Source organism: Mycobacterium farcinogenes (assembly GCF_019739075.1).
Classification (GTDB): domain Bacteria; phylum Actinomycetota; class Actinomycetes; order Mycobacteriales; family Mycobacteriaceae; genus Mycobacterium; species Mycobacterium senegalense.
Map to the genome: position 1 here is coordinate 5345023 of NZ_CP081673.1, position 12823 is coordinate 5357845.

General features: G+C 65.1%; 13 protein-coding genes. 1 reads left to right on the forward strand and 12 read right to left on the reverse strand.

The features are described 5' to 3' along the window. Positions 1-36: 36 nt before the first annotated feature. From K6L26_RS25565 to K6L26_RS25620, 12 genes are all read right to left on the reverse strand, one after another. The gene (locus tag K6L26_RS25565) at positions 37-1284 is read right to left on the reverse strand and encodes an arginine deiminase (protein WP_043368158.1); all 1248 of its coding nucleotides are present in this window, start codon (positions 1282-1284) and stop codon (positions 37-39) included. Positions 1285-1309: 25 nt separating this feature from the next. Further along, the gene (locus tag K6L26_RS25570) at positions 1310-2764 is read right to left on the reverse strand and encodes a basic amino acid/polyamine antiporter (protein WP_064896477.1); all 1455 of its coding nucleotides are present in this window, start codon (positions 2762-2764) and stop codon (positions 1310-1312) included. 138 nt (positions 2765-2902) lie between these two features. Further along, the gene (locus K6L26_RS25575; protein WP_019344478.1) at positions 2903-3748 is read right to left on the reverse strand and encodes an SHOCT domain-containing protein; all 846 of its coding nucleotides are present in this window, start codon (positions 3746-3748) and stop codon (positions 2903-2905) included. A gap of 57 nt (positions 3749-3805) precedes the next feature. Beyond that, positions 3806-4645, reverse strand: a complete 840-nt coding sequence (locus tag K6L26_RS25580) for a cutinase family protein (RefSeq protein WP_047036333.1) — start codon at positions 4643-4645, stop codon at positions 3806-3808. A gap of 78 nt (positions 4646-4723) precedes the next feature. Continuing rightward, positions 4724-5593 (reverse strand): hypothetical protein, encoded by an 870-nt coding sequence (locus K6L26_RS25585; protein WP_221851957.1) that lies wholly within the window; start codon positions 5591-5593, stop codon positions 4724-4726. 220 nt (positions 5594-5813) lie between these two features. After that, a complete protein-coding gene (tuf, locus tag K6L26_RS25590; RefSeq protein WP_003881870.1) occupies positions 5814-7004 on the reverse strand; it encodes an elongation factor Tu in 1191 nt (396 codons plus the stop codon). A gap of 166 nt (positions 7005-7170) precedes the next feature. Then, positions 7171-9273, reverse strand: a complete 2103-nt coding sequence (gene fusA / locus K6L26_RS25595; RefSeq protein ID WP_019344481.1) for an elongation factor G — start codon at positions 9271-9273, stop codon at positions 7171-7173. An 87-nt stretch (positions 9274-9360) separates the two neighbouring features. Beyond that, positions 9361-9831, reverse strand: a complete 471-nt coding sequence (gene rpsG / locus K6L26_RS25600; RefSeq protein WP_003881868.1) for a 30S ribosomal protein S7 — start codon at positions 9829-9831, stop codon at positions 9361-9363. Further along, on the reverse strand, positions 9831-10205 hold the full coding sequence (gene rpsL, locus K6L26_RS25605) for a 30S ribosomal protein S12 (protein ID WP_003881867.1): 375 nt from the start codon (positions 10203-10205) through the stop codon (positions 9831-9833). The genes rpsG and rpsL overlap by 1 nt, the downstream gene beginning before the upstream one ends. 270 nt (positions 10206-10475) lie before the next feature. Further along, a complete protein-coding gene (locus K6L26_RS25610) occupies positions 10476-11099 on the reverse strand; it encodes a TetR/AcrR family transcriptional regulator (RefSeq protein ID WP_019344482.1) in 624 nt (207 codons plus the stop codon). 79 nt (positions 11100-11178) lie between these two features. After that, positions 11179-11709, reverse strand: coding sequence for a DUF3558 domain-containing protein (locus K6L26_RS25615; RefSeq protein WP_245008642.1), 531 nt, complete (start codon positions 11707-11709; stop codon positions 11179-11181). Positions 11710-11711: 2 nt separating this feature from the next. Beyond that, positions 11712-12296, reverse strand: coding sequence for a DUF3558 domain-containing protein (locus K6L26_RS25620; protein ID WP_047036329.1), 585 nt, complete (start codon positions 12294-12296; stop codon positions 11712-11714). 177 nt (positions 12297-12473) lie between these two features. Between K6L26_RS25620 and K6L26_RS25625 the strand changes: the two genes are divergently transcribed. Next, complete coding sequence (locus tag K6L26_RS25625) at positions 12474-12806, forward strand: DUF3060 domain-containing protein (RefSeq protein ID WP_019348731.1); 333 nt, start codon at positions 12474-12476, stop codon at positions 12804-12806. The last annotated feature ends 17 nt before the right edge of the window (positions 12807-12823 follow it).

Genomic DNA, 12823 nt, shown 5'->3' on the forward strand with positions numbered 1-12823 from the left:
AGGCTAACAGCAGAAGTAGAACGTGTTCCTGGACTCCTACCACTGAATGGGATCGCGGATGATCGGGCAGGTCATGCAGTGCCCGCCACCTCGGCCGCGGCCCAGCTCGGCACCGACGATCGTGATCACCTCTACGCCGGCCTTGCGGAGCAGAGAGTTGGTGTGGGTGTTGCGGTCATAGGCGAACACCACCCCGGGTTCGACGGCGACGAGATTGTTGCCGCTGTCCCACTGCTGCCGCTCCGAGTCGTAGGCGGTGCCGCCGGTCTCGACGACACGAAGCTTCGGCAGGTCCAACGCTCCGGCCACCACCTCGATGAACGGTTTGGATTCCGGCACCACCTCGACACCCGGCTCGGTATCACTGGGCAGCAGGGTGAACGCGACGATGTTGTCGACGATCTCGGGATAGATGGTCACCACATCACGGTCGGCGAAAGTGAACACCGTGTCCAGGTGCATGGCAGAACGTAGCTTGGGCATGCCCGCGACGATCACTTTCTCGGCAGCGCCGCTGGCGAACAGTTCCGCGGCCACCTGGGTGATCGCCTGCCGGGAGGAGCGTTCGCTCATCCCGATCAGCACCACGCCATTGCCGGGGATCAACACGTCTCCGCCTTCGAGAGTGGCTTGGCCCCATGACTTTTCCGGGTCACCCCACCACACCGTCGAGCCCACGTAGTCGGGATGGAACTGATAGATCGCCTTCATCAGCAAGGTTTCGTCGTGCCGGGCCGGCCAGAACAACGGGTTGAGCGTCAGCCCGCCGTAGATCCAGCAGGTGGTGTCGCGGGTGTAGAGCGTGTTGGGCAGCGGCGGCATCAGATATTCGTTGACCCCGGTGTCCTCGCGCGCCAGCGCCAGGTACCCCGAACGAACCTCAGCGGGCAAATCCCGGGTGGACAGGCCGCCGATTAGGAACTCGGTGAGCCGGCGCTCCGGAAGGGAATCCAGGAATCCGCGCGTGTCGTCGACCAACCCGACGCCCACCTCGTTCGCCACGATCTTGCGATCCAGCAACCACGCCTTGGCCTCGGGAATCTCGATCGTTTCGGTGAGCAGGTTGTGCAGCTCGACGACCTCCACCCCGCGGTCGCGCATCTTGTCCATGAAGTCGAAGTGGTCGCGCCGCGCGTTCTGCACCCACAACACGTCGTCGAACAGGAGATCGTCACAGTTGGTCGGGGTGAGTCGTTCGTGGGCCAGACCTGGCGAGCAGACCAGTACCTTGCGCAGCTTTCCGACCTCGGAGTGCACGCCGTACGTGCCGGACGGATTCGACATCATCTTCCTTTCACGTTGTGTGGCACTAGATCTGTATGTGTCCGGTGAACAACCCGACGATGCCGGCCACCGCCCCGAGCAGGATGATCACGAACAACACCGCCTCCGGCGCCGTGAACAGCCGCAGGCCGCGCTCCCGGCGGGCCATCACGTACAGGACCGCCCCGGCCGCGTAGAGGATGCACGACAGGAGCAGATGGTCGAATCCGGCGGCGTAGACGAGGAACAACGTGTACACCGTCGCCAGCCCGGCCACCACGCCGTCCGCCAGCGGAGGTCTCCGGTCCTCGTAGGTCTCCCGGGTCAGCACCAGCTTGAGGGCGTAACCGGCGGCCAGGAAGTAGGGAATCAGCGCCAGCGCCGCGGTGAGGTCCAGCATGAAATCCAGGGCCTCGGAGGTGAACAGCAGCAGGATGAGCAGCAACTGCACCAGGCCACCGGCCAACACCAAGGCCGTCACCGGCGCATCGTGGCTGTTCGTGCGGGCCAGGAACCGCGGCATGTCCTCGGATTTCGCCGGGATGTACAGAATCTCGGCGGCCATCAGCGTCCAGGCCAAGTACGCCCCCAGTACCGAGAGCACGACGCCGGCCCGGATGAACACCGAACCCCATGGACCCACGATGGATTCGAGCACCGAGGCCATGGACGGCTGGCTTACGTTCGCGAGTTCGGACTGCGGCAATACGCCGTAGGACACCAGAGTGACCAGAGCGAAAACAGCGAGTACGGAAAGGAATCCCATGACGGTCGCGCGGCCGACGTCCTCACGTTTCTTCGCGTAACGCGAATACACGCTGGCACCCTCGATACCCATGAACACGAACACCGTGATCAGCATCGTGCCCTTGGCCTGTTCGAACACCGAGGCCGACGGGCCACCCTCGGCCTTCCACCCGCCCCAGAAATTGTCGGCGAACACCCCGGCCTTGAACGCGACCAGTGCGATCACGATGAACGCCACGATAGGGACGATCTTGGCGATTGTGGCGATCCGGTTGATCACCGCCGCTTCCTTGACCCCGCGCAGGATCAGGAAGCAGAACAGCCACACCCCGATCGACGACACCAACACCGCGAGCACTGTGCTGCCGTCGCCCAGTTGCGGGAACATCGCGCTGGCGGTGGTCATGATGAGAACCCAGTACGACGCGTTGCCCGCACATGCCGAGGCCCAGAAGCCGAAGGCCGAGTTGAATCCGACGTAATCGCCGAATCCGGCCTTGGCGTAGGCGAAGATCCCGGCATCCAGATCGGGCTTGCGGGTGGCCAGCCGCTGGAATACGAACGCCAGCATCAACATTCCCGTGCCGGCGATGGTCCAGGCGATGATCGCCCCCAGCACACCGGACTCCGCGCCGAACCGGCGCGGCAGCAGGAAGACCCCCGAGCCCACCATCGAGCCGACCACCATCGCGGTCAGCGTCGGCAGACTGACCTTTTCACCCGTCAAATCTGTCTTCGGTTCAGCCGTGCTCATATGTCGTCCTTCGCAGTGCGTTGGCCGGTACCGGAACGATCGTGAATGCGGCTAACCATAGATCACGTTCACCAAACAGCCGGTGAACGTGCCGGACCCAAACAGTAAACGCAACAATCGGGTTGACCGGGGTCCAGATCAGAGCTCGGCGATGATCTGCTGTCGTTTGGCCGCGTACTCGTCTTCGCTGACGGCGCCCGTCGCCCGCAGCGTTTCCAGTTCCTGTAGGCGTTGGGCCGTCGACGGCGCGGGCGGCGCGAGGAATGGGGCCGACGGCGCGGCCGGTTCCGTGCCGGCCACCGGCGACGACGGCGCCGCCTGCTGTGCGGCCGCGCGCCGCACCACGGCCTGAACCTCTTCGCGGGCCACCGGATTGGCCCGCAGATCGACCATGCTGTTGACGGCGATGCCGTGCGCCTTGAGGATCTGCAGGATCTCCATCAGCGGGCCGGACTGACCGGTGAGGTCGTAGGTCTTGTTCTCCTCGGCGATCGTGAACGTCGCCGGCATCAGGCCGCTGACCAGACTGCTTCTCTCCCAATCGATCCGGTATTCGTTGGTGGCCGGGTCGACGAGGACGACCAACTTGCGATTGGTGATCATGGGCAGCCGCGACACCGAGGCCAGCACGCGGTCCTGACTGGCGAACGGCGCGATGCCGGGCCCTGAGATCTGCAGATCCAGCTTCACCAACGGCTGCTCGTTGATGCGGGTGTTGGTCTCGTGAATTCCGGTGACCTGGGCCATGGCCAGCACGCCGACCTGTTCGAGCTTCTGGTTCTGCGCGGCCGACTTCGACCCGGCAGCGGTGAGCCCCAGCGCGATCAGAACATCGATGGCGGTGACCAACAGGCCCGTCCAGAACATCCATTTCAGCAACGGGTCACCGCCGCCGGCGAAGTAGATGACCAGGAAGATCGGACCTACGATGCCGCACAACAGTACGAAGGCCTGAATGCGGATGTACCGCCAGAATGTGGACATCGCGGTCTCCTGTCGTCATCGCGGGCGCCATCAGATTAGCGCCAGAGACCACGCAAATCAGGAGTGAACGACTCCATCGGGCGCGATCGCCGTCGGCACCGTCTGCTGCTGCATCGGCGACGGGCCCAGCATCCGGTACAGCGGCCACGTCCAGCGGTATCCCCCGCTACTCGACCGGGCATAGCTGGTGTGCACCGCGATGGCGGTGGCCGTCACCTCTTCGGCGTCCTCGTCGTAGTCGCACACCGCGTCGCCGCGGTCACACACGCTGATGGTGCGGCTGCCGACCGTGGCGGGCAGCGGCGCCGGAGCGTGGGCCAGGATCGGCCAGTCCTGTGCGACGCCCTTGCCGGCCCCCGGCATAGCCGTCGCGGTCCCCAAGTTCACGGTGGGATCGGCAGGCAACCGGTCGCCATCCGCCACCAACAACGCGGCGACCAGATTCGGGCTACCCGCCAGGCCGGCCAGATTGCGGTGCACCACCATCGCGCCCTGCGAGTAGCCGGCCAGGACCACCTTGCTGGACGGGCACTGCTGGGTGAAGGCGGCGTACTGGTTTCCCAGAGCCGCCACGCCGGCGTCGACGCTGCTCATGAAGCCGCCCCAACCCAGGAGGTCTCCGTCTGCCGGCACCGGTGCCGCCGGGTAAGCCACGGCCTCGGCGGTCATGGTGCGCCCATCCTGCTGGACCCATTGATTCAGGTCGCGCAGCGAGTTGTAGACCACGCGGCCCATGCCGGCGTTGACCGTGGGATCGTCACGCTCGCCTGAGCCGGCGACGCCGATCCAGTGCAGGTCCGGACATCCGGGGATCGCCGTGGCCGGGCCGGCCAAGCCGATCAGCGTCGCACCGGCGACCACAGCGGCGCCTACCAGTGCACCTACCCGTCGAAACATCAGCGGACCCCCATACCCTTCGGTCTATGTGGGATCCATCGCCTCACGGATCACATGCGTTACAGCAGGCCCGTGGGATCAGAACGGGAGGCCGACCGCCCGGGTGATACTGGGCAGCTTGGTGAGCGGATTGTCGAACGACGGAGGCGGGGGCGGAGGCGGCAGCGCGGGCGGGGGCGGCAGCTTCGAGAAATCGAAGGACGGCGGTGGCGGCAGCTTCGAGAAATCGAACGCCGGCGGTGGCGGTAACTTCGTGAAGTCGAACGCCGGCGGAGGCGGCAGGGCCGGCATGCCCGCTCCGGCAACTGCCGGGCCCAGCATCAGCGCGGTCAAACCATCCGGAGACGGTAATCCGGAGTTCTGATTGCCGTAGTTGGCGGCGGTGATGACGGCGCCCAGGAAATCCAATGCGCCGCCACCGATGCCACCGACCCCGCCGGAAACCGAAGAAGCGATGGTGCCCGCGGTGTTCTGCGCATTCGTGTCGATCAACGTCGACCACGGCGGCTGCACGGCCGCCGCGTCGAACTGCGGCCAGGAGATGGTCGGTAGCTCAGCCGGCGCCTCGGGCAACGAGGGCAGCACCGGTTCGGAACGGCTCGCGATATTGGCACCCCGGCTGGGCCCGCCGAAGACCGGCAGCGACGACGTCGCCCGACTCGGCGGTTTCGGCGACGGTGTCACCGAAGGCAACACATCCGGAATCACCGACGGCGCGGGATGGGCCGCTACTTGCTGCGCATGTGGGACCGGTGCCGCCGCCGCGGCGGCAACGGGCCTCTCGGTCTCGGCCGCCGGTTTCTCGGGTTCGTGCCCGACCACCCAGACCAGGGTTCCCACCGCGGCGACCGCCACGGTTGTCGAGACCCCGGCCACGATTCGTGACGGACTCAATTGCGTCCGGATCCGGTCGGCGAGCGGCACCGACGCCGAGATCGGTTCTGTCACATCAACGTCCATCTCTAGCTCGCCCCGTAACGATCGCGGTCCCGACCGTTGCAGTTTCAACGACGTCGCCTCCGCCAAACTATCACCCAGCCGCGCGACATGCGCGTGTCCGTCCGCCGCCCCTTCAGCAGGTACGCAAAAGCCCCCGAAATCTGTGAGATTTCGGGGGCTTTCGCGTACTAGGTCAGATCATCACTTAGGTGATCCCAGTAGGCGGAGCCTACTTGATGATCTTGGTAACCCGGCCGGCGCCGACGGTACGGCCGCCCTCGCGGATCGCGAAGCGCAGGCCCTCGTCCATGGCGACGGGCTGGATCAGCTTGACGGAGATGTCGGTGTTGTCACCGGGCATCACCATCTCGGTGCCCTCGGGCAGGGTCACCACGCCGGTCACGTCCGTGGTACGGAAGTAGAACTGCGGACGGTAGTTGTTGAAGAACGGCGTGTGGCGGCCGCCCTCGTCCTTGGACAGGATGTAGACGCTGCCCTCGAACTCGGTGTGCGGGGTGGTGGTGCCGGGCTTGACCACAACCTGGCCACGCTCGACGTCCTCGCGCTTGATGCCACGAACCAGCAGACCGACGTTGTCGCCGGCCTGGCCCTGGTCGAGCAGCTTGCGGAACATTTCCACACCGGTGACGGTGGTCTTGGTCGTGGTCGGGCGGATGCCGACGATCTCGACCTCTTCGTTGACGTTGATCACGCCACGCTCGACGCGACCGGTCACCACGGTGCCACGACCGGTGATGGTGAAGACGTCCTCGACGGGCATCAGGAACGGCTTGTCGGTCTCACGAACCGGGTCCGGGATGGACTCGTCGACGGCCTCCATGAGGTCCTCGACCGACTTGACCCACTTCGGGTCGCCTTCCAGTGCCTTCAGCGCGGACACGCGGATGACCGGGGCGTCCTCGTCGAACTCCTGGGCGGCCAGCAGTTCGCGGACCTCCATCTCGACGAGCTCGAGGAGCTCCTCGTCATCGACCATGTCCGACTTGTTCAGCGCCACGAGGATGTAGGGCACGCCGACCTGGCGGCCCAGCAGCACGTGCTCGCGGGTCTGCGGCATCGGGCCGTCGGTCGCGGCGACCACCAGGATCGCGCCGTCCATCTGGGCGGCACCGGTGATCATGTTCTTGATGTAGTCGGCGTGGCCGGGGGCGTCCACGTGTGCGTAGTGGCGCTTCTCGGTCTGGTACTCAACATGCGAGATGTTGATGGTGATACCGCGCTGACGCTCTTCAGGCGCGTTGTCGATCTGGTCGAATGCGCGCGACTCGTTCAAATCGGGGTACTTGTCGTGCAGAACCTTGGTGATTGCTGCGGTGAGCGTGGTCTTGCCGTGGTCAACGTGACCGATGGTCCCGATGTTGACGTGCGGCTTCGTCCGCTCGAACTTCGCCTTCGCCACTGTGGTGTCCTCCTGGACTTGTTGGTGCTTTGGTTAAAGCAGTTTCGATGTGTTCAGTTGTGTGCCCGCGAGTTGCCGCGACGAGCTTACTGACCCGTCGCCTTCGCGTGATCGATGGCTCGACTCCGGCCCAGTTCGCGCCTTGGCCGCAAGCGGCCATCGATGCTCACTGACCCGTCGCCTTCGCGATGATCTCCTTCGCCACGTTCGCCGGAACTTCGGCGTACGAGTCGAACACCATGGAGTAGTTCGCCCGGCCCTGGGTCTTCGACCGAAGGTCGCCCACGTAACCGAACATCTCCGACAGCGGCACCTGCGCCTTGACGACACGCGCACCGCTGCGCTCCTCCATGGCCTGGATCTGACCACGGCGGGAGTTCAAGTCGCCGATCACATCGCCCATGTAATCCTCGGGCGTCGTGACCTCGACAGCCATGATGGGCTCGAGGATGACCGGCTGGGCCGCCTGGGCGGCCTTCTTCAGCACCTGCGAACCCGCCACCTTGAACGCCATTTCCGAGGAGTCGACCTCGTGGTAGGCGCCGTCGAGCAGCGTCACCTTCAGGTTCACCAGCGGGTAGCCGGCCAACACGCCGTACTGCATGGCGTCCTGCGCACCGGCATCCACCGACGGGATGTACTCGCGCGGGATGCGGCCACCGGTGACCTTGTTCTCGAACTCGTAGGTGGCACCGTCCTCGCCGACGAACGGCTCGAGGTCGATGAGCACCTTCGCGAACTGGCCGGATCCACCCGTCTGCTTCTTGTGGGTGAACTCGACCTTCTCCACCTTGCGGCGGATGGTCTCGCGGTAGGCCACCTGCGGCTTACCGACGTTGGCCTCGACCTTGAACTCGCGACGCATGCGGTCCACCAGGATGTCCAGGTGCAGCTCGCCCATGCCGCCGATGACGGTCTGGCCGGTCTCCTGGTCCAGGTGCACCTTGAAGGTCGGGTCCTCTTCGGCGAGCTTCTGGATCGCGGTGCCCAGCTTCTCCTGGTCACTCTTGGTCTTGGGCTCGATGGCCACCTCGATAACCGGGTCCGGGAAGGTCATCGACTCCAGCACGACCTGCTGGTTCGGATCGCACAGGGTGTCACCGGTGGTGGTGTCCTTCAGGCCGATCACGGCATAGATGTGACCCGCACTGGCGGATTCCACAGGGTTTTCTTTGTTGGCGTGCATCTGGAACAGCTTGCCCAGACGCTCCTTCTTGCCCTTGGTGGCGTTGACGACCTGGGCACCGGACTCGACCTTGCCCGAGTACACGCGAACGTAGGTGAGCTTGCCGAAGAAGGGGTGCACGGCGATCTTGAAGGCCAGCGCGGCGAACGGCTCGTCGGTCGACGGCTTGCGCAGAACCTCTTCGTCCTCCTTGCCCGGGACGTGGCCCTTGACGGACTCGACGTCCAGCGGCGACGGGAGGTAGTCGATCACGGCGTCCAGCATCGGCTGCACACCCTTGTTCTTGAACGCACTGCCGCACAGCACCGGGTACAGCTCGCTGCCCACGGTCAGCTTGCGGATCGCGCCCTTGATCTCATCGATCGTGAGCTCTTCGCCGCCCAGGTACTTCTCCAGAAGTTCCTCGTCGGTCTCGGCGACGGTGTCCAGCAGCTCGCTGCGGTACTCGGCGGCCTTGTCGGCCAGCTCGGCGGGGATCTCGATGGTCTCGTAGCTCTCACCGAGCTTGGTCTCGCCGCGCCACACCTTGGCGTTCATCTCGACCAGGTCGATGATGCCCTCGAAGTCGTTCTCCGCACCGATCGGCAGCTGGATCACCAGCGGCTTGGCGCCGAGGCGGTCCTTGATGGTCTGCACGGTGAAGTAGAAGTCCGCACCGAGCTTGTCCATCTTGTTGACGAAGCAGATCCGGGGCACGTCGTACTTGTCGGCCTGACGCCACACCTGCTCGGACTGGGGCTCAACACCCTCCTTGCCGTCGAACACTGCGACGGCGCCATCAAGAACACGGAGCGAACGCTCCACCTCAACGGTGAAGTCGACGTGCCCGGGGGTGTCGATGATGTTGATCTGGTTGTTGTTCCAGAAGCAGGTCACGGCTGCGGAGGTGATGGTGATACCACGCTCCTGCTCCTGCTCCATCCAGTCGGTGGTGGAGGCACCGTCGTGCGTCTCACCGATCTTGTAGTTGACGCCGGTGTAATAGAGGATGCGCTCGGTCGTCGTCGTCTTACCGGCGTCGATGTGCGCCATGATGCCGATGTTGCGGACCTTGTTCAGGTCTGTCAGCACGTCCTGTGCCACGGAAGTCTTCCCAACTCTTTCGCTTGCTTGATTAGGTGTTCGATTGCGCGCTTACCGGCACCCGACGCTGGATGCCGGGCGCGGGTGTCACCAGCGGTAGTGCGCGAAAGCCCGGTTCGCTTCGGCCATCTTGTGAGTGTCCTCACGACGCTTCACAGCGGCGCCAAGGCCGTTGCTGGCGTCGAGGATCTCGTTGGCGAGGCGCTCGATCATGGTCTTCTCACGACGGGCCTTGGAGAAGCTGACCAGCCAACGCAGGGCCAGGGTGGTGGAGCGATCGGGGCGGACCTCGACCGGCACCTGGTAGGTGGCACCACCGACGCGGCGGCTGCGCACCTCGAGGGCGGGCTTGACGTTGTCGAGCGCGCGCTTGAGGGTGACGACCGGATCAGTGCCGGTCTTGTCGCGAGCCTGCTCCAGCGCGCCGTAGACGATGCGCTCGGCCAGCGACTTCTTGCCGTCCAGCAGAACCTTGTTGACCAGCTGGGTGACCAGCTGCGACCCGTAGACCGGATCGTTGACCAACGGACGCTTCGGCGCGGGACCCTTGCGCGGCATCAGCTCTTCTCCTTCTTGGCGCCGTAACGGCTACGGGCCTGCTTGCGGTTCTTGACACCCTGGGTGTCCAGCGACCCGCGGATGATCTTGTAACGGACACCGGGGAGGTCCTTCACACGACCACCACGCACCAGCACCATCGAGTGCTCCTGCAGGTTGTGACCCTCACCGGGGATGTAAGCGGTGACCTCAACGCCGCTGGTCAGCTTCACGCGAGCGACCTTGCGAAGCGCCGAGTTCGGCTTCTTCGGGGTGGTGGTGTACACGCGGGTGCACACGCCACGGCGCTGCGGGCTGCCCTTGAGGGCCGCGGTCTTGACCTTCGCGACCTTGTCGCGGCGACCCTTGCGGACCAGCTGGTTGATGGTTGGCATGTACCGGCTTTCTCTGTGTTGCTTCTTGCTGTTCTAAGTCTCTGTACTGCAGTTATCCCCCGGCCGCGTACCCCGCGCCCGGGCGTGTCGCACGTGCTCACACCGGCGGAATTCCGATGCGTGTTAGACATGCAAATTCGCCCGGCGTGCGGGCACGCTAGCGAAACACTCAGCCACGTGCGCCTTCCGGCCAGGCACGATCTACCACAATACCAGGGCTGGGCGCGACGAACCAAACCCGCTCACGACGACCTAATCCCAGGTCAGACGCTACGACTCCGACTGCCCCATACCTGCGGCCAGTCGTCGCAGCATATCGGTGAACACCGCATCGGTGTCGATATCGTCCATAACACCCGTCATTTCCAGCAGGACGAACCCGTGCAGAGCCGACCAGAACTGCAGTGCGGCATAGAAGGCGTCCTCCCCCTCCAGGCCGTAAGAGGTCAGGACCTCGATGACCGGCCCGGCCGCGGCCTTGGTGGCCGCCGAGTACTCCGGGTCGTCCCCACCGAAGGGCATCCGCGTGAATGCCGAGTAGCGGCCGGGGTGGTGATGCGCGTAGCTGCGATAGGCGCTGGCCATGACCGCCACCGCATCGTCGCGGGTACGGCCGGCACCGACGGTGTTGAGCATCTCGATGATGTCGTCGATCACGCGCATCCGAACCGTGCGGCGCAGGTCGTCGAGGCTGTGCACGTGGTTGTAGAGCGACGGGCCCTTCGTGCCGAGCTGGCCGGCCAGCGCATTGATGGTCAGGGCATCCCAGCCCTCACGGTCCAGGAACGTCAGCGCCGCATTGACGATCGCGTCACGGCTGAGCTTCGTGGTGCGCGCCGGCCGGGACTGGGAACGCCGAGTTCCCGCCGCCTGTGCCTCCGGCCGAGCTGACATGTGGCACTGCCTTCGAGTCGATGTGATTGACGCCGCCATTCGGGTCGCCGTGAAACTGTAGCCCCTCTGACAGCGCAGATCAGTTCACCCGGCCCTGACTGAGCCGGGCGAGTTTCTCCGTGACCTGGCACAGGTCGGGCAGGCTGGCCGGGTTCATCGTCTGAATCGACCACGTGATCACGTCCTGACCCTTGGCCACGTAGATGCTGCAGACATTGGGATCCGAGGCACGGAAGCCCTTGTTGCCGTCGATCGACAGCTCGGTCAGCGTGCGTCCGGCCCGGGTCTCCAGCGTCCTCTCGGTGTCCATGTCACTGCCCCGGTACCACCAGGTGGAGATGCCCATGCCGGCGCCGAAGGTGCCCAGCACCGTGTTCTCCTGCCAGAAACACCCGGTGTCGCTGACCACCGCCTTGGTGAACATCGAAGAGCCGACGGCATCGGCGATGTCGGCGTCGGTGATGCCGTTGCAGTCCGCGCCGTGAAATCCGTCGCCCACGGGCACCGAGTCGGGGGCAGCGGCTTTGTCGGTCGATCCGCACGCCGTAAGCAGCGCGACTGCCGCTGCGACGCCGATCAGACACCTCGCTGCGAGGTAGCGGTACGTCACGGTCAGAGTTCCGACTGGAGAGTGGCCGACAGCAACTTCTTGGCGTCCTGGCACGGGTCACCCTTGCCGGCCTGGACCGCGCCGCCCGCCTTGCGGAACTGCACCCACCAACTGATCACACCCGACCCGGCCGCCGCCGTGGCCGCACAGGCCGCGCCCGTCACGTCGCGACGCGCCACGAACGCCTGATGCCGCTCGACCACGACGTCGGTGATCTCGGCATCCCGGCTGCGGGCCACCGCTCGCTCACGATCCAGCGAGCCCTTCTCGAACCACGAGAAGATCACGTCGAGCATCGCGGGCGAGTCCGCATTCGCCTCGGGACCGGGCTGGGTCTTGCGTGACAACACGTACTGGCAGACCGCACCGCTGTACGGCCGCACCAGGTTGTCGGCGGCCAGGATCTCCTGGACCGTGCTGTCGACGAGCAACCCGCACCGGTCGTCGACGTACCCGAAACTGCGATCGGTATCGGCGGTGTCTGCCGACGCGCGCTGGGCAGCGCCGTCGATGGTGTGCGAACACCCCGCGACGGTCACCACGGCTGTGACTGCCACGGCAGCAGCTGCAACAACACACCGACGCATTGCTGAACACGGTACCCAGCAAGGACACCGCACGCGACCTGTCGGCAACCGCCCGTCAAACTGATCAACACTTGCCGACGGCGCAAGCGCGCCACGTACTCTTCTCGCAGCGGATCGGAAGGGGATCTCACCGTGAAATGGACAGCTGTGGGCCGGATAGCTACTGCCGGACTGCTCATGTTGCCGTTGGCACTGACCATCGGCGCTCCCGGCGCGGCGGCCAAGAACGGTGACACCACCATCACCGGCCAGGGCGTCGACCAGACCATCGACTGCAACAACGCCACGCTGTTCGTCAACGGAACCGGCATCCGGGTCAACGCGTTGGGTACGTGTTGGGCGGTGGCCGTGCAGGGGTCGTCCAACGTGGTCATCGCCGACAACGTCATCAACGACGTGACGGTGTACGGCTATGACCAGACCGTGTTCTTCAAGAACGGCGATCCGATACTCGTCGACCGCGGCCGTGAACTGGGGATGACCAACCAGATCAGCCGCGTGCCCGCCTGACGGCGCCTCAGGGCGCC